The 17,807-nt window shown below is 38.9% G+C and carries 12 protein-coding genes; 8 read left to right on the top strand and 4 right to left on the bottom strand.

Annotated features, from left to right (window positions below):
* Positions 1 to 183 precede the first annotated feature (183 nt).
* Positions 184 to 528: a hypothetical protein gene (locus H4J54_RS11885; protein WP_182185276.1), complete on the bottom strand. Its 345-nt coding sequence runs from the start codon at positions 526 to 528 to the stop codon at positions 184 to 186.
* Positions 529 to 860: 332 nt separating this feature from the next.
* Between H4J54_RS11885 and H4J54_RS11880 the strand changes: the two genes are divergently transcribed.
* The 4 genes from H4J54_RS11880 to H4J54_RS11865 all read left to right on the top strand — a co-directional run bounded on the left by H4J54_RS11880 (position 861) and on the right by H4J54_RS11865 (position 6,811).
* Positions 861 to 1,781 (top strand): PHB depolymerase family esterase, encoded by a 921-nt coding sequence (locus H4J54_RS11880; RefSeq protein WP_182191078.1) that lies wholly within the window; start codon positions 861 to 863, stop codon positions 1,779 to 1,781.
* 216 nt (positions 1,782 to 1,997) lie between these two features.
* The gene (locus tag H4J54_RS11875; RefSeq protein WP_182191077.1) at positions 1,998 to 4,271 is read left to right on the top strand and encodes a TonB-dependent receptor; all 2,274 of its coding nucleotides are present in this window, start codon (positions 1,998 to 2,000) and stop codon (positions 4,269 to 4,271) included.
* Positions 4,272 to 4,462: 191 nt separating this feature from the next.
* On the top strand, positions 4,463 to 5,131 hold the full coding sequence (locus H4J54_RS11870) for a response regulator transcription factor (RefSeq protein WP_182136133.1): 669 nt from the start codon (positions 4,463 to 4,465) through the stop codon (positions 5,129 to 5,131).
* A 255-nt stretch (positions 5,132 to 5,386) separates the two neighbouring features.
* Positions 5,387 to 6,811: an OmpA family protein gene (locus tag H4J54_RS11865; RefSeq protein WP_182191076.1), complete on the top strand. Its 1,425-nt coding sequence runs from the start codon at positions 5,387 to 5,389 to the stop codon at positions 6,809 to 6,811.
* A 475-nt stretch (positions 6,812 to 7,286) separates the two neighbouring features.
* Here H4J54_RS11865 and H4J54_RS11860 read toward each other — a convergent pair whose 3' ends face one another.
* On the bottom strand, positions 7,287 to 10,787 hold the full coding sequence (locus tag H4J54_RS11860) for a PAS-domain containing protein (RefSeq protein WP_404851900.1): 3,501 nt from the start codon (positions 10,785 to 10,787) through the stop codon (positions 7,287 to 7,289).
* Positions 10,788 to 10,944: 157 nt separating this feature from the next.
* On the opposite strand from H4J54_RS11860, the gene H4J54_RS11855 reads away from it, so the two are divergent.
* The gene (locus H4J54_RS11855; RefSeq protein WP_182191074.1) at positions 10,945 to 12,129 is read left to right on the top strand and encodes an MFS transporter; all 1,185 of its coding nucleotides are present in this window, start codon (positions 10,945 to 10,947) and stop codon (positions 12,127 to 12,129) included.
* A 1-nt stretch (position 12,130) separates the two neighbouring features.
* Positions 12,131 to 13,099, top strand: a complete 969-nt coding sequence (locus H4J54_RS11850) for an alpha/beta hydrolase (RefSeq protein ID WP_182191073.1) — start codon at positions 12,131 to 12,133, stop codon at positions 13,097 to 13,099.
* A gap of 248 nt (positions 13,100 to 13,347) precedes the next feature.
* Here H4J54_RS11850 and H4J54_RS11845 read toward each other — a convergent pair whose 3' ends face one another.
* Positions 13,348 to 14,064: an SIMPL domain-containing protein gene (locus H4J54_RS11845; protein ID WP_182191072.1), complete on the bottom strand. Its 717-nt coding sequence runs from the start codon at positions 14,062 to 14,064 to the stop codon at positions 13,348 to 13,350.
* A 312-nt stretch (positions 14,065 to 14,376) separates the two neighbouring features.
* Between H4J54_RS11845 and H4J54_RS11840 the strand changes: the two genes are divergently transcribed.
* Both H4J54_RS11840 and H4J54_RS11835 read left to right on the top strand, forming a co-directional pair.
* Positions 14,377 to 15,192 carry a mechanosensitive ion channel family protein gene (locus tag H4J54_RS11840; protein WP_182191071.1) on the top strand — a complete coding sequence of 272 codons (816 nt, stop codon included), beginning with the start codon at positions 14,377 to 14,379 and terminating at the stop codon, positions 15,190 to 15,192.
* A 192-nt stretch (positions 15,193 to 15,384) separates the two neighbouring features.
* Positions 15,385 to 16,578, top strand: a complete 1,194-nt coding sequence (locus H4J54_RS11835; RefSeq protein WP_182191070.1) for a serine hydrolase — start codon at positions 15,385 to 15,387, stop codon at positions 16,576 to 16,578.
* A gap of 213 nt (positions 16,579 to 16,791) precedes the next feature.
* Here the strand turns inward: H4J54_RS11835 and H4J54_RS11830 are convergent, their stop codons facing one another.
* Entirely contained in the window at positions 16,792 to 17,727 is a 936-nt protein-coding gene (locus H4J54_RS11830; RefSeq protein WP_182191069.1) for a glyoxylate/hydroxypyruvate reductase A, read from the bottom strand.
* Positions 17,728 to 17,807 lie beyond the last annotated feature (80 nt).

Below are 17,807 nucleotides of genomic sequence, written 5' to 3'. Positions count from 1 at the left end.
AAATCCGATTAAATAGCGCTATTATCTGGCTAAATTTATGACACAACTGTTCAGTATCCACCAACAATTATTGCACCGAGTAACTCTTGATATTAAATTGAACATCAGTAAGTAGTTTTAGCAGAGGGCTAGGGAGGTAAGTGTAAGTAGCTAGGTTCATCAGAATAAATAGCTTATTAAATCTCACACACTCAAGAGTTTTATCGTTACATAGAGCAGTGCTAAGCTGATAAAAATGAAAACGATTGCGGCCAATTTAAATATACTTTTTGCTAGCCAATGTTTCATCCGGGCAAACCAACCTTTGGGCATATCATCAATATTTGGCGTATTAACTAATAAACCTAATATTGCACTTAATAACAAGCTCCATGTGGCTAATAACAAACTCGGTACACCATAACTATTTTGCTCAGCAATCGAGCCATTAAGAAATAAAATCACGATAAAAACCAGGCAGGCAACAAAGGCAAAATTTAATAACGGCTTGATAATAAACAAACGCTGCGCCAACTTTTTAACTGTCATACTTTATGCCTCTTTAACTTAGTTTTAATGTCACTTTGATTAAATGTCACTTTGATTAAATTTCACTTAACTTTCATGCACTTTAATATTAGGTTCATGTGATTAACCACACAGTCATAGCCTAGTGTGATTATCTCGACAGTTTAGCGTTTTTGCTTACAGACTCAAACCACTAGTTTTATTATTTACACTAATTATCAGCTCTTTTTCTGCACCTAAAGTAGTATTCTACAACTTGGTTTTATAAGCCATGCTGCTAAGCTGAAATTATTTTCTTAGCCTCTTAATTGGAAGCTTTTATTTTTTATTTTCTACTATGGAGGAAGTTTAACATGACTAAATATTTATCGATGTTTCTCATCATGACCATCAGCTTGTTAAGTGCTAACAGCCAAGCTAAGCCAAGGGCATTAATTGGATTTGGCCTTAATCCTGGTGAGCTAAGCGCCAGTTATTTTCAAGGCGCTAAAGACAATAAAAACCTTATTGTTTTGTTACACGGTTGTGCTCAACAAGGGCAAGTGCTCGCACAGCAAAGTGGCTTAATGGCTTTAGCAGACAAAAAACAATTTTCACTACTTATTCCACAACAAAGCCAAGACAATAATATTCAAGGCTGCTTCAATTGGTTTTCTTCACAAGATATAGAGCAAAACCAAGGTGAAAGCCTGTCAATAAAAAACATGATCACGAGCGTTAATGCTGAACATCATTTTAACAAAATATATATGATAGGGTTATCAGCCGGTGGTGCGATGGCAAGTTCAATGCTGGTTAATTACCCACAGCTATTTACTGCTGGCGCCATTATTGCTGGCATACCCTACCCTTGCGCCCATAACTTAAGCACGGCTATTGCCTGCATGCGCAGCGGCCCCTCACAAAACCCTGAGCAATTAACCCAATTAGTGCATCAAATAAACAGCTCAACAAAACATTGGCCTACGCTGTCAATTTGGACCGGTTCTCAAGACACAGTCGTTAACCCAAAAAATTCACAACAACTTGCTATCCATTGGGCCGAGTTAACTCAGTCGTCAAAACAGCCCATTATCTCAAAACACCAAGGCTATAAAGTTAGCCAATGGCAAGGCCAGAACAAGCAAGTGAATGTCGAACTCATTGAGATTGAAAATATGGGCCATGGCATTGCGGTAGCGCCACAAAAAATTGATGGTGGCAGTGAAGCGCCGTTTGTCATTAACACCCCTATTAGCACTGCATTGTACTTACTCGAGGCTTGGGGGCTATAAATGCTTAGCTATTTCGCTAAAAATAGACTGTAAGCAATAAATAAAATTATATTTAACGGCTTTAATTACAGCAACTTAAAAATAAATACCGACGACATACTACTATAGTACAAATTGTCTTCTGGCAAATTTACTATAAAGTTTTAAGCCCAATAATGAAGAAATAAAAACTGCGCACATTAGCGGTTGATTAGATTTAAAACACAGGGAAATATTATGAAGCATTACAACCTAAGGCTAAGTGTTTTGGCCATCACCATTTCAGCCGCACTGACCAGTCAAAGCATCTTGGCCGCAGCAGCGAATGAACAGCTAAACAATGATCCAACATTGGAGCGGATTGAAGTCACCGCTCGAAAATCATTGGAAAGTTTACAATCTGTACCTGTCGCAATCACTTCTATTGGCGCTGAACAATTAGCGCAAAATGGCATTAGTGTGATGACAGAAGTTCAACAGTTTTCACCGAATACGACTTTACAGGCCAGTCGTGGTACTAACTCAACCTTAACGGCTTTTATTCGTGGTGTTGGTCAAGATGATCCACTTTGGGGCTATGAACCTGGTGTCGGCATTTATATTGATGATGTTTATATTGCCCGTCCACAGGGAGCCGTACTAGATATTCTTGATGTTGAACGTATTGAAGTATTACGAGGTCCTCAAGGTAGTTTATATGGTAAAAACACTATTGGGGGTGCGATTAAATATGTCACTAAAAAAATGTCTGGTGATGTAGAACTTGATCTTACAGGAACCTTTGGTACTTACGATCGTAAAGATTATAAAGTTGCGGGTAAAATCCCAGTGATAGCTGATAAATTATATCTTGGCTTTGCTTTGGCTGACCTAAAGAGAGATGGTTATGGGGAATTTTTACAATCTGCCTTACCGGGTCAAAGCTTAGAGAACTATAATAAAGATATTTTTGCTGGTCGACTTACCATTGAGTTCGAACCGACAGAGGATTTATTCTTACGTTTAAATTACGATAAAACCACCGACGACTCAAATGCAAAAGGCGGTTATCGTTTACTGCCAAGCATGGTGACTGATGCGCCAGTACCCAATAGTGTTTATGATTCTTACACCAGTATGCCTACGTGGAATAGTGTTGAGTCAGAAGGCTTTAGCCTAACAGCTGAATATATGATCAATGATACTTGGTCGGTTAAATCAATCACCTCAAGCCGTGATAATTATTCAAAAACAAATATTGATTTTGATAATACCGCCGAGCGTATTTTCGATGTCCCTGCCATTTATGATGATGAACAATTTACGCAAGAATTTCAGCTAAACTATAACTCAGATAATTTAACCTTTGTCTCTGGTCTGTACTACTTTGATGGTGAATCATGTGGCCAGTTCGATGCTATTTTAGAGAATTTCGGCAAATCTTTGGCTTTACCTGGGCTAACTCGAGAAGTGACGGGGTGTAATAACAGTGAAAGCTATGCTGTTTATGCTCAAGGTTCCTACAATATTACCGATAAATTCTCCATGACTTTAGGTGCGCGCTATACCAAAGAAGAAAAAATAGCTAACGTAAATAATGGTGTGGTATTTGAAACCGTTTATCCAGAAAGTAGCTGGGTACCCGGTTATGAACGAGGTGATGTTCAATTCCCTGAAGTGCTTAATGATAAAGAAGATTGGTCGCGCTTTACCCCGCGTGTAGGCGCAGAGTATCAATACTCAGACGACATGATGTTTTTTGCCAGTTATTCACAAGGCTTTAAATCAGGTACTTTTAATCCAAGAGCCAGTGGTCCAGAGCCAGCGGTAGATCCAGAAGTGGTAGATTCATTTGAAGTTGGCCTGAAAAGTGAGTGGAATAATAATTTAAGGGTTAATGCGACAGCCTTCTACCTTGATCATAAAGACAGACAATTCGTTACTGTTTTACCTTCAGAAGACAATAGCGCTTTAAGCCAACGTTTAGGTAATATTGGTAAATCAACCGCATCAGGTTTAGAGCTAGAAATTGAATATGCTGCGGCAGATAACTTAAATATATTTGCGAGTTTAGGTTTGATTGATTCATCTTTTAAAGAAGTAACATCATTTGATACTGACGGTAGCCAAATAGATATTAGCGATAGTTTCACTATTACTAATACGCCTGAAACTACCGCTAACCTTGGTTTTGCTTATAATATCGAAACATCGGTTGGTGCTTTTGTTGTTAATGGTAACTACTATTACCGTAGTGAGTATGACTTAAACGTTACCGAAAACCTATTAACTCAAGACGGCTATGGTCTACTTAACTTTGGTGTTAATTGGTATAGCAACAACGGAGATTGGACTGCAGCACTGCATTGGAAAAATATTACCGACGAAGAGTACTTAGTCGGTAACTACGCCTTCTTAGGCGAACAAAATAATGATGGCAGTTATCAACCTGGTTTAGGTGGTGATACGACACTGATTGGTTATTACGGGGATCCTGAAACCCTTGCATTGACCATAGGTTATAGTTTCTAAAAATCATGCTATTTTCAATAGTATAGAAAGTGCTGGTTTTTACTGGCGCTTTTTTTAATAATAAAAAATTAAGCCGTCTGTTAAATTAGTTCCCGCTGAGGGAATAAAGCTAATAGACTTGATAATACGCCCATTATTTTCAGTGTATTGGGCGACCTCCTAATGTGGTAAGCATATAAAAGGCTGCTGTAATGAAGCAAGCAAAAGTAATTATCGCCGACGATCACCCCTTGTTTCGCACCGCATTAAAACAAGCCATAGTTGAATGCATTGAGGATCACGAAAGCTTAGAAGTAGACAACTTTGACGATCTACTCAAAGCAGTTACCCTTAACAACAGCTTAGAAATCGTTTTTCTAGATTTACATATGCCAGGTAATGATGGCTTTACCGGCTTAACCCAACTGCAAAACCATTTTCCCGATATTGTGGTGATCATGGTCTCTTCAGACGACAATTCTGAAACTATGCAAAAAGCGATTAACTTTGGCGCAGCAGCATTTATTCCTAAATCGGCTGATTTAGCCACCATAGCACAAGCCATTGACAGCGTTTTAGCTGGGGGGATTTGGTTACCAAAAAATATCGAATTTAATGCTGACCAAAAAATAGATTTAGCGCACCAGAAACTGGCCAAACAATTAAGCCAACTCACTCCTCAACAATACATAGTATTAACCCAAATAGCCGATGGTCAGTTAAATAAGCAAATTGCCTATGATCTCGACATCAAGGAAACTACGGTTAAAAAGCATGTTTCCGCGATATTATTAAAATTAGAAGTAAACAACCGCACATTAGCTGGCCTAGCATATCAGCAACTCATGCTAAGCCCTTCACAGCATTTGAATGTGTCTTAATCTCTCTAAAACAGCTATAAAGCTTATAAACCTCTCCCGTTTAACAACAAAGTTTTTCTCTAAACTTTCATGCTCTTTGGGCGATAGTTACTGGTTTAAATCTCTGGGGGTGCTAGTGTTAATCTAGATAAAATAGACAGCACAAGGAAATAATAACACCTGCCGCTTGGCTGTAAGTAGAAGTTTAGCCATTTTTATTAGTTACTTAGCGCAAGATAAGCGCTGCAATAAATTCATTGTTAAAAGGATAATAACATGAAAGTAAAATACACAGCGGTAGCCTTACTTATCACCATCTTAAGTGCTTGTGCTACACAAAAACTCATGACTGAGCAGGAAATGTTAGTACAACACCCAACATTGGCTCAGGCTAAAACCAGCATTGAGGCCGCCGAGCGTGAAAACTTAGCACTCTACTCCCCCGTACAGTTGAAAAATGCCGAAAATATTTATCAAAACGCACTTGAACAAGCTCAAAATAGTAGCCCAAAAGTAAAGGATAGTGCCAGCGAAGTTATAGCGCGTATTGAAACGGCGAAGAAACAAGCCGTAAAAGCAAAATATGTTTTTGAGGAGGTTTTCAATGCCCGAGACCGAGCGATAAATGTCAATGCTAGCTCAGCTGCACCCGCTGCTTTTAAAAAAGCAGAATCAGAACTGGCAAAAGTATTAGCCTTACTTGAAGTTGGAGAGGATGAAAAAGCCATACGCGATGTCAATGCCTTGCGCAATCAATATTTAGATATAGAGCTAAATTCGTTAAAGCGTAATATGCTCAGTGTTGCTGAGCAAGCGCTAACTAATGCCAAGAAAAATGATCTAGCTGATATAGCACCTAGCACTATGGCCATGGCAGAAGATGAATACCGCCTTGCTTTAGCGACAATAGAAGCCGATCGAACTGATACTCAAAAAGCCAACGTACATGCTAACCGGGCAATATGGTTGGTACAAAAGGCTAAGGGTATAGTCGATATTGAAACTTTCTTTAAAAATGCCAACTTTGATGCAGAACAAAAAATCCTTTGGTATCAAGATCAACTTAGCCAAGTCGTTAAATCTATTGATACTGATGTTGGCTTTAACCAGCCAAACAAAGAAGTGGTGAATAAGCTAAGTGCGGCAGTAGCAAACGTTGTTGAAGAACGTAAAACCTTGTTAATGGGGATGGAATCAGCCGAAACAAAACAAACTCAGTTAGCAAAAGATAAAGCAGAAGCTAAGATGGAATATGAGCAGGCACAGGCGCAAAAAAGAGCTGATGATGAAAGATTCTCCAGAGTACAGTCAATGTATAGCCCTGAAGAGGCCAATGTATATCGTCAGTTAAACAATGTGCTTATTCGCGCCCAAGGCTTTGCCTTTAAATCAGGTAGTAGTGAAATAGAGTCGAGTAATTTTATTTTACTGAATAAGATTATTGAAGCCATTAAGAATTTCCCTGGTGCTAACATCATGGTTTCAGGACATACCGATAACCTTGGTAGCGAGGAGTTGAATATGGCGCTGTCGCAAGCACGTGCCCAAACTGTTGCTAATTTTATTACCCAAGTGGGCCTTATTTCCAAAGATAAAGTAGACTCTAGTGGCTTTGGTAAAAACAAACCTGTGGCATCAAATGAAACCGCAGAAGGTCGCGCTGAAAACAGACGAGTAGAGATATTAATCATTAATGATTAATGATTAATATCAATTAGACTCGCGAGAAAAGCCTGCTTAATACTATTAAGCAGGCTTTTCTTATTTGAACGCTAGTTATTCGAGCGCTAGTTATTTGAAAATCTAATTACCTAAAAATCTAGTTACCTAAAAACATAACATCTAAAATAAATAGTTAATTGAACGGTTTTTTGTGACTGAGATCATCTTTTCAACGCAAGCAGAAATATGCCCTTAAAACAAAGTACAGCAAGATGATTAATCTTGATGCCAACTAACTTTACCCTTTTCTTTTTAGGACAAAATATACGCTCAGCAATAGCAGACTTTTTACTCATCAATTTTATCTCTGTAATTAAGATTATCTCGGCGATAAAATCTAAATAATGACTATGTTAAATAGCACAAAGGCTATAAAAATATTATGTAGAAAGCTTGCTTAGTCGTAACACAGAATAAACACAGAATAAGCACATAATAAAAAAAGCAACTCAGCTTATACCAGTAATTGCCGCATCATGCGCTTTAATGCTAATGACTTAACGGGTTTGCGTAAAAACAAAAACTCAGCATCACTGGTATGTTGTCGAACGCTTTCTGATGGGTCAGCAGAACAAATTATCACTGGTAGTTGCCATTGTTGTGCTCGCAACATGGCTCGCACTAAATCAACGCCCTTAGTGCCATGTTCAAGGTGATAGTCAGCAATAATAATATTAGGAATAATCTCGCCATTGGCTAATATTTGCTGGCATGACGGTTGATCATATGCAGTTAACACACAACAACCCCAATCACTAAGCTGTGAGGCCATTGCGGTTAGCATCAGTTGGTCATTATCGATCAATAATACCACCATGTTATTAAAATATTTTTCGAGTGAACTTTCGGCTATAGCCTCCAAACTTTTATTCAACTTACCTTTATGGTGTATTTTTGCCTTAACGATGGCGGCCTCACTAGCACTGACGCGCGGTATTTCAAGACTAAAACACGTACCTTTACCGAGTTGAGATTTAACGGAAATTGACAAACCGAGCAATTTTGCTATGCGCTCTGATATCGCCAAACCTAAACCTAATCCTGGTATTTCACGGTTTTGCGCTAAACGTTCAAATTCACGAAAGATGGCTTTTTGCTGTGCTAACGCGATCCCTGGGCCGTTATCCCACACCTCAAGCCTTATCATTGTTTTGCTGCGTCGTATCCCTAATAAAATGCGATTATGAATCCCCGCTTTTACCCCCTGCTTATCATGGCAATAATGTACGGCGTTCGATAAAAAATTTTGTACTATTCGCCTTAGCATGCGTTTGTCAGAATGCACAACACATTGGCTAACTTGATATGAGAAACGTATGCCGGCTTGCGCGGATAAGGCCGCAAATTCATTCTTGAGTGGCTGTAATAAGTCATCAAGGGCGAATTGACTTTTTACTATTTTTTCAGAGCTACTATCTAAGCGAGAAATCTCAACTAAGTCTGACAACAAGGCTTCGACCACGTTCAATGAATCATCAATGTGCTGAGCAAGTGCGGTGAGTTCCTCACCTTGTACTTTGTTTTTTAACATCGAGGTAAATAAAGATAAGGCGTTAAAAGGCTGCATAAGGTCGTGACTTGCTGCCGCTAAAAATCGACTTTTACTGCTGTTGGCCGCTTCGGCTTCGGCTTTGGCATTTTGTAATTCTTGGGTTCGGCTTGCCACACGTTTTTCAAGATTTTCATTGGCTTTTTGTAAGGACTTTTCAGCTTCTATATGAGCGGTAATATCTGAAAATGTACTGACAAATCCGCCAGCAGGCATCGACTGTCCACGAATTTCTAATACCATGCCATTAGGCATTTTTCGTTGAAAATGATGACTATCACCGTTTTTCATATGCGCGATACGTTTGGTGATCATCTGCTCATGATTAGCACCACCAACAATAATGCCTCGCGCAATATTAAAATTTAACAAGGTTTCAATCGATAAGCCGGCTTGAACAAAACCTTCTGGATAATCAAGTAATTGAATATAACGCTGATTCCAAGCTACTAATCTCATATCCGCATCAACCACACTAATGCCTTGTTCAATATTTTCAACACCCGACTGCAATAATTCGCGGTTAAAACGAAACAGTTGATTTGCTTCGTCCACAATACTCACCACATCTTCAAAGGGCATTTGTGCTGACCTTGATACCGCTTTCATGACCATACGTGTTGAGGCTGAGCCCAATACACCAGAAAGTTGCACACGGGTATATTCAACCAGATTTACTGGCTCAACGTCAGAAGATATTTGATTGGCTTGATTAGCCTTTACGATCAACATAAAGGCATCAGCGGCGTTTTTATCGATAAAGCGCATTAATAAACTGTAAAGGTCTTCTGTACTTAACTTACTCTCAACTTGCTGTTGAGCTTTACTAATGAAAATGTCTGCTTGTAATTTTTCACCTACACTGCGTTGGGTCAATAATGAAACACCGACAAAGCAAACAATATTGCTCATTAAGCTATAGAATACGCCATGACTGGTTAAATCTAAAAAGTTGACGCCAAACAGCGCATTTGGCTTTAACCAAGCAAGGCCAAAAACGCCATCTTGTACCCACACTAAATTAGGAGCTATGATGGGTAAAAGTAGGGTGAAAAACCACATCAAACTGCCAATAATTAAGCCGGTTAATGCGCCTTTAGCATTCGCTTTGCGCCAGTACAAGGCGCCGATAATCGCCGGCGCAAACTGTGATAACAACACAAAGGAGAGTAAGCCAATACTGGCTAAATGACTTTGCTGATTAATACTGCGTTCAAAGGCAAAGGCAAATAACAATATGGCGATAATGGTCAGTCGGCGCTGCTTTAACAACAAGCGAGAAAATTGCGGTGCACCTTCCTTACTAAAATAGTTAAATTTTAAGGTTATTGGCGTTATAACTTCGGTTGAAATCATGGTGCTAAGCACAATAGCAGAAACGATAACCATACTGGTTGCCGCCGCTAAACCACCAATATAAACCACAATACCTAACCAAGCTTGCTGAAAAAACATCGGCAAGGTAAGCACATAAGTGTCGGCATCAACACTGCCGCCAGGAAAGGTAATTAAGCCCGCGATTGCTATGGGTAAAACAAAAATGTTAATTAAAATAAAATACAGTGGAAACAACCAACGGGCCGTTTTTAGCTCTTGTGGGTGATGGTTTTCTATCATCATCATATGAAATTGCTGTGGTAAAACAAAAATGGTTATTGCGCCCAATATCGCCTGAGTCACCGCAAGATAAACCGAATTACCGTCAGTAAATAAGCCCTGACTTTGTTGCTGAGCAGCTAAGTCGGCAAAACCATCAAAAACAAAAAACGTCGCGAAAATACCCACGGCAGTTAATGCTAATAATTTCACCACTGAGCTAAAGGCAATGGCTAACACTAAACCTTGATTTTGCTTACTGGCAGCAATTTGCCGAGTACCAAATAAGATACTGAAGACAATTAATACTATGGTAACGACAAAAGCGGTACTGATACCTGATTGAAAAGTGCCGGTGAGTAAATCAAAGCTGGTGCTAATAGCGCGTAATTGCAAGGCAATATAAGGTATGGTGCCAACTAAAGCGATTAGCGCTACACTAATCGCAATTTTAGGCGAACGGTCATAACGAAAGGCAATAAAATCGGCAATTGAGGTAAGGTTTTGTCGCTTAATAATGTTTAACATTTTCAGCAACATTGGCCAAGCTAATACCAGACAAAGCATGGAGCCAATATAAATCGGTGCAAGCCAAGCGCCGGTAGTTGCGGCTTGACCCACTGTGCCGTAAAAGGCCCATGAGGTGCAGCTAACCGCTAAAGATAAGCTATATACCCACGGCTTGCAGCGCCATTGTTCAGGCGATTGATTTTGGCCTTTATGAGCAACTAAAAACAATAGGCACAAGTAGCCAATAGAAAGAGCGGTGATCAACCACGTATCAATAGATAACCAAGCTAACAAATTCATTCCTTTGTTTTAACAATTGTATACTCGCATCAACACTTATCTCATCTAGCATATCATGCTCGTTTGTTGATGTTAGTGCACTAAGGTAGTACTTATTTCCCTAACATCCTAGGGTAATCTAACCCTTCATTGTTAATCAGTTTGAAAGTTATTATAGATGAAAATTACTAACAAATATTTAGTAGAAGCTATTGTTTTCTTTAGTTATGTATTATTTGCCATGGCTTGGGTCGGTGGCACCGCTAGCATGCAAAGCATTATGCTTGCACTTGACGTGCATAGCTTAGCGTCAGCAAGTTTTATTAGTGGTGCAGTCACGTTAGCTAAAATTGTTGGCACTTTCATTGCCGCTTGGATAGCGATTAAACTCGGTATTAAATATGCTTTTTTTGTGGCCAGTTTATTAATCACCATCGGCTTACTAACTCCTTATGCACCAAATTATGAATGGCTGTTACTCAGTCGATTTTTAATGGGGCTGGGTGGCGCTTTTATGGTGGTGTATTTTAATCCTATCGTTTTACAGTTTTTCAAAGCAGAAGAACGCTCAACCATTAATGGCATTAACGCCGTGGCTTTTAATATGGGTACGGCAATAATTTTGTGGCAAATGCAGCGTATTAATCAGCTTACCGGTAGTTGGCAAAATAGTTTAACGCTATTTTCTGTGCTTAGCTTGGCTGTTGCCCTACTTTGGCTGTTGGTTAAATTTGAGCAACCATCAAGAGCAAGCAAAGATCAAAATGCCCTACCAGAAAATTACACTTACCGCCAAGGCTTAACAGAGCGTTTTAATTGGTTATACGGTTTAGCCTATTCAGGCATTTTAGCCTTTTATATTTGTTTGTTCACCTTTTATCCCAAGGCCGGTATTGTACAAAGTAAATGGGTGATTGGCTTTGGTATTGTCGGTACTATCTTTGGCATTATTTATAGTAAAAAAGTGCCCTTACGCTTGCCAGTTATACGTTGGTCGGGCTTAGTGGTTATTATTAGCACCGCCGTATTTTCGTTTAGTGATTTATATTGGCTACAAACCTTTGCGGCTATGGTGTTAGGCTTTTTTATATTTTTACCCGTCACCGCACTCGTTTCAATTCCACACGAGCTACCAAAGATGACTTCCGCTCGTATCACCATTATTTTTAGTATGTTTTACTCAATTAGTTACATAATATCGACGATAATTCTCTGGGTATTCGGTCGCTTGGTCGATATTAATCAAGGTGATTACACCGGATCGTTTATTTTAATCACAGTACTGAGTTCAACCTTATTTATAGGTAGTTACTTTTTACCTGAAACCGGCCATAAAACTAAAGCACCGCAAGAAGGAAGTTAATATGCGAGGAAATGTATCGAAAAATTTAATGCCGTTACTTGAGCAAGTTAATATCGCTATTGAGCAAGCTAAAGCAAGTGGCGCAGCATTTGAGCCAACCGTTATTAGGCAAAATTTGGAAAATTTATCCGCTTATATGATACCAGGTCCTGAACTGGCACTGATAGAAGACAAAATCATGACGATAAATGAGCATAATGTTGTCGCGCGCATCTATCATCCAAACCCAGAAAAAGCACTGCCGGTTTTACTGCACTTTCATGGTGGTGGCCATATGTGCGGTAGCATTAATTTATATGACCCCATTAGTCGTGAACTGGCTATTGCCACCAATGCCATTGTTATTTGCATTGATTATCGCTTAGCACCAGAGCACCCTTACCCTTGTGGTTTAGACGACTGTCAATATTTGTTAGAAAATTACCCCGCGCTACTCAAAGATCACCGCCATAGCAGCCAACTTTATATTGCTGGCGATAGTGCCGGTGGCGCAATTTGTACCAGTTTAGTGATGAACAACATTGACCAGCCTAATATCAAGATTGATAAACAGATATTGATCTATCCCAGTGTTGATTACACCATGAGTTGCCCATCAATTAACGAAAATGGCCATGGTTTTCTGCTAGAGGCAGATAAAGTGTCTTGGTACTTTGGGCAATATTTCAATCTTAAAAATCAAAATATTGGCGAAAAAATAACTAAGCAAACAAAGGCACTGATAACCAAGGCATCACCTTTACTTGGCGTATTTGATCGCCGAATGCCCAAAACCTTAGTCATAACCGCAGGTTGTGATCCCTTGCGAGATGAAGGTATTTTATATGCTGATAAAGCCAAACAAGCTGGCGTAAGTGTTGAACATTATCAATTTGATGAACTGATCCACGCCTATATGTTGCTGTCAAAACTGATACCAGAGCAATACCAGCAAACTTGCTTGCTGATTAAACAGTTTATTAATAAGTAACTAACACTCCCTGTCTTATCCATAAGTTAATAAACCTACCTATGCCTTGAATAAAGCAATACCTTTCATGGCATAATTCTCTTATTGCTCAGCTCCATGTGGTGAAGTTAGCTGAGCAAATAAAACACTGAACATAAGCGATTGACTGAAACACCAACGACAAAAAGACACAGTAGCGCTTAGCGCTAGATTGTTGTCAATCGATATGTACTCCATCAATAAGCATTTAACATCAACAAAAAAACACTTTATAGTTCAAGGTCAAATACCACACTAATTGAGGCTGAAAAAACCATATTCTCTTGTAAGTAACGCCCAGGTTTTGCCGAGCTATCAGCCATACGAACACTGGTTTCATAGCCTTCATTATTGGCGCCATATCTCTGCTGAATTTGAGTTGAGTTAGCATTGATACTGTAAATTGCCCCTAAATTTACGCCAAAGGCCTTTGCCAGTGATTGGCCTCTGCTTTTCGCATGTTCAACCGCAAGCGCATTAACCTCTTGCTGTAGTAGCTTTTCGTTGGAAGATTTTAATTCGATATTACGAATAGCATTAATTTTCACCCTTAAAGCAAAGTCCATAAAGGCATTCAACTTCGCTATATTTTTTAATGTCACTGTTAAGGTTCGCCGGGCAAGATAACCTTCAATTTTATCTCGCTCATCACGGTTATAAGCGTAACGCACTTCGGTTGAAATATTTGACGCCGAGACATTTTTTTCATCAACGTCAAAGTCAGTTAATCCGTTCAGTAAATTGTTTACCCGTTCATCGACTTCTTTTTTGGCCGCTAAACTGCTTTTTTGTTCACTTTCAACATTTAGATATACCACCGCAATATCTGGCATCGCCAGCATTTGTGCATTGCCCGTCACACTAATATGCCGGTTGCTGGGTAAACTAGTATTCGAAAAAGCTAAGGTAGAAAAGATAAACAGCACAACACAAATAAATAATTTCATAACATATCCTATTAAAAAGCCATTTATACTTGCACAGTAAACACAAGTTCTGTGACTAAGTTTCTAAATTTAAGTTTCTAAATTTAAGTTTCTAAATTATTGGTGGTTTCTTGTAACCACACACTATTTTATAACAATATAAATGAACTTTAGCTGAACATTAGCAGAACAAAATAATTTTTGATTTCATCATGACAAATGAATAATCAATAATTAAAATCATATTTCGCTCGATTTACCGGCTGAAATAATCTACCGTGCACGTTTTAGCGCCAAAGTAAGTCGTTATTTTAGTAATCTACCGAGCAAAACATGATCGAATCTCTTTTAGAAAATAAATCTTTAGTCACCGCGGTATTAGCTGTCGCTATTATTACGGTAAAATTAGTTATTACCCGCTTAATTAAACGTCGCGCAAAAAAGAAAAAATTAGATAAACGCTTAAGCGTTAATTTACTGAATAATCTTTTCAATTTTGCACTCATTTGTGTGGTGTTTAATATCTGGTCTGTTGAGATTCAAAAGTTTGCTTTTTCAATTGCTGCATTTGTTGTGGCAATAGTGCTTGCTACACGCGAGTTTATTCAATGTCTTATTGGCTTTATTTATGTGGTCTCAAATCGTCCCTTTCGAATTGGTGATTGGATACAAGTGGGTAATTATTGCGGTGAAGTAAACTCTATTGACTGGATCAATTTAACGCTATTAGAAGTTAATATCAGTAATTATCAATTTACCGGTAAAACACTTTACATACCCAATAATCAATTGGTGGCATCGGCAATTAAAAACTTAAATTTCCTTAAACGTTACGCCGTTCATCACTTTACTATTACCCGAGATGGCAGCGTTAACCCATTTGAGTTTATTGATGCGCTAAAAATCAAAGCCAACACCTATTGTGCCGACTTTAATGATGTTGCCGTAAGATATAACCAAGTGATTGAAAGTCGATTAGACATAAAAATTGCCGGACCTGATCCTCATATTGAAGTCGCCACGTCAGAGCTTGGTGATACGCAGATTATTTTCACTATTTTTTGCCCAACCGAGCGCGCAATGGAAATTGAAAACAAACTCACCGCTGATTTCATGAACTTTTGGTTTAGTGCAAAAAGTCATCACTAATCGCTCTGTTTTTAAAAATAAGCGCTGAGCTCGAGATACAGTTTCAGCGCTAAGCGAGGAAGACAGATCAAGACATGCTACGCTATAAAAAATCAATATCTTAGCTAGTTCAGCCCTTATAGCGAATTAATATTACTTCTTATTTGCGCGTTAACTGTTTAAACTAGCTTGTTTTTCAAATGGGTCGTCTGCATGCTTTTTCGCTTTATCGCGCTTTTTTTTACCTTGTTTTTAACATTAACCTCCTATGCTGCTGACCTAAATAGCTTAAATAAAAAGTTATCGGCTAATATTGCCAGCGAATTAAAAAGATTTAGCATTCCAGGCGCCGCGTATGCCATTGTTAAAAACAACCACGTTTTTGCTATGCAAAGCTTTGGCTATACTGATAAAGCGAAAAGCCAAAAAGTAGATCATAATACGGTGTTTCGCCTAGCCTCAGTATCTAAGCCTTTTGCCGCCACTATTACCACTATGTTGGCACAAGAGCAGCAGCTAAACTTATCAGACCCAGTCACTAAGTATGTGCCTAATTTTTCTTTAGCCACCGAAGGCGCTGCAGACAATATCCAATTAAAACACCTACTCAGCCATTCAAGTGGCTTGATGCCAAATTCCTATGATAATTTACTACATGAAAATTGGAGTATGGAAAAAATAATTAGTCGCTTTGATCGTATTACACCGATTTGCCAGCCGGCAAAATGTTACGGCTATCAAAATATTGCCTACGGATTTTTACAACCTGCCATTGAAGCGGTTAGTGCTAAAAGCTACGCTACTTTGCTACAAGAAAGAATTTTCTCGCCCTTAAAAATGGCCAATGCCTCAGTGGGTATTGATGTGTTTTTACAACAGCAAAACACCGCCAAGCCTCACATTCTCAGAAAACGGATAAAAACAGGTAAAAAAAATAGCGCAGGCAGAAATATCAAACGCTATATTTGGCGTACAGTAGATGTTGATCCTGACTATTATAAAGTGGCTCCCTCTGCAGGTATTAACGCCAGTATTGCTGACTTAGCAAAATGGCTAATTGCCAATTTAGGTCATAACCCTAAAACACTTTCTCCTGCACTACTGGCTGAACTTACTACACCACGTATTAAAACAAAAAAAGATTTGCGCCGCCGATATTGGCGTGAGCATTTAACTGATGCCCACTACGGATACGGCTGGCGCATTTATCAATTTGACGGTCATCCTATTATTTATCATTCTGGTTGGGTTGCTGGCTTTCGTGCTGATATTGGTTACTCGCCCGAGTTAGAGATAGGTTTTGCGATTTTAATCAATGCAGAGTCAAATGTGATTAACAAAATATCGAGCAAATTTTGGTCACAAGCCCATCGATTACTTGTCAACAATGATAAAAATAAATCTTAACGTCTTACTCCGGAAGCTGCAGAATTGCGCTTTGCTGCTTGCAACTAGCCCGCTTTTAAATAATGACTTAATCTAATGCCATTTAAGTCAGTAACGCTCACTTAATTAAACGTTATCTTCATTAAACTTCAATAGCCGCTCAAAAACCTAATTATTAATGAAGCCGTTAAATAAAAACTAGACCTTGTAACAAAGTCTGCTTTACTGCCTAGATTAATAACCATTAACTTTACTGACCGCTTTGGGTATTTGACCAGTCGCACGAAAACTCATAATGTTTTTAGCGACAATATCACAAGCACTGTTAAGGTTTGTTGGCGCAGATATATGAGGCAAAATAGTGATGTCAGGGTGATGCCAAAGTCCGCTATCAGCGTTTAATGGCTCATGCTCAAAAACATCAAGCACGGCATGGCTAAGGTGATGACTGTTTAGCGCATTTAACAGTTCATCGGTATTAATGACGCCGCCACGGGCAAAATTAATTACCGCACTACCTTGAGGTAATTGCGCTAATAATTCTTTATTCACCATACCGCGTGTTGCAGGCGTTAATGGTAGTAAACAAACTAAAATATCACTTTGTGCTACCATTTCAGCCAAGCCATTATTTCCACTGTAACTGCTAACATTTGCTATTTTTTTAGCCGTGCGGCTCCAGCCCATGACCTTAAAACCATTTTGTTGTAATTGCTTTGCGCTAACTTGGCCTAATGCTCCTAAGCCCAGAACACCAATACGCCGCTCACTTGCTGGCACAAGTTGATGTTGCTGCCAGTGCTTATTTTTCTGCTGCTTAGCATAACGTGGCATGTCTCGATGAAGATATAAACTCCAGGCTAACACCGCTTCAGACATAGCTCTACTTAGGGTTGGGTCAATTAAACGCACCACCTCAATCTGCGAGTTAGCCAATGACATCATCAAATGTTCAACACCGGCCCAAACACTATGTAGCCATGTCAAATTTTCAAATTCAGCCAGTAATTCAGTATTAGGATTGGCAACAATCGCTAGCTGACAGTGTTTTTTTTCTGCCGGTTTGAGCTCAGAAAAAGCCACAATATTTTCATCAGGCAAGGCCTGATTAAGTGCTGTTATCCAAGTAATTTCTTCATCTTTAGGTAATTGACTAATAAATGGGATCATATGGCTTTGCGTTTATGTTGAAGAGATTTTATTATATTACCCAAGATTTACCTAAACCAGACAATGTTTTAATTTTTTGA

The organism is Colwellia sp. MB3u-8, assembly GCF_014076985.1.
Taxonomy (GTDB): Bacteria; Pseudomonadota; Gammaproteobacteria; order Enterobacterales; family Alteromonadaceae; genus Cognaticolwellia.
Note: the sequence above shows the minus strand (reverse complement) of the source record. Positions and strands in the feature narration are given on the sequence as shown.

Bases quoted from the DNA above. Each gene is read 5' to 3' on its own strand.
- H4J54_RS11835 (WP_182191070.1), top strand. From the start codon at position 15,385: ATGCTTTTTCGCTTTATCGCGCTTTTTTTTACCTTGTTTTTAACATTA.
- H4J54_RS11850 (WP_182191073.1), top strand. From the start codon at position 12,131: ATGCGAGGAAATGTATCGAAAAATTTAATGCCGTTACTTGAGCAAGTT.
- H4J54_RS11860 (WP_404851900.1), bottom strand. From the start codon at position 10,787: ATGAATTTGTTAGCTTGGTTATCTATTGATACGTGGTTGATCACCGCT.
- H4J54_RS11830 (WP_182191069.1), bottom strand. From the start codon at position 17,727: ATGATCCCATTTATTAGTCAATTACCTAAAGATGAAGAAATTACTTGG.
- H4J54_RS11845 (WP_182191072.1), bottom strand. From the start codon at position 14,064: ATGAAATTATTTATTTGTGTTGTGCTGTTTATCTTTTCTACCTTAGCT.
- H4J54_RS11880 (WP_182191078.1), top strand. From the start codon at position 861: ATGACTAAATATTTATCGATGTTTCTCATCATGACCATCAGCTTGTTA.
- H4J54_RS11875 (WP_182191077.1), top strand. From the start codon at position 1,998: ATGAAGCATTACAACCTAAGGCTAAGTGTTTTGGCCATCACCATTTCA.
- H4J54_RS11840 (WP_182191071.1), top strand. From the start codon at position 14,377: ATGATCGAATCTCTTTTAGAAAATAAATCTTTAGTCACCGCGGTATTA.
- H4J54_RS11855 (WP_182191074.1), top strand. From the start codon at position 10,945: ATGAAAATTACTAACAAATATTTAGTAGAAGCTATTGTTTTCTTTAGT.
- H4J54_RS11885 (WP_182185276.1), bottom strand. From the start codon at position 528: ATGACAGTTAAAAAGTTGGCGCAGCGTTTGTTTATTATCAAGCCGTTA.
- H4J54_RS11865 (WP_182191076.1), top strand. From the start codon at position 5,387: ATGAAAGTAAAATACACAGCGGTAGCCTTACTTATCACCATCTTAAGT.
- H4J54_RS11870 (WP_182136133.1), top strand. From the start codon at position 4,463: ATGAAGCAAGCAAAAGTAATTATCGCCGACGATCACCCCTTGTTTCGC.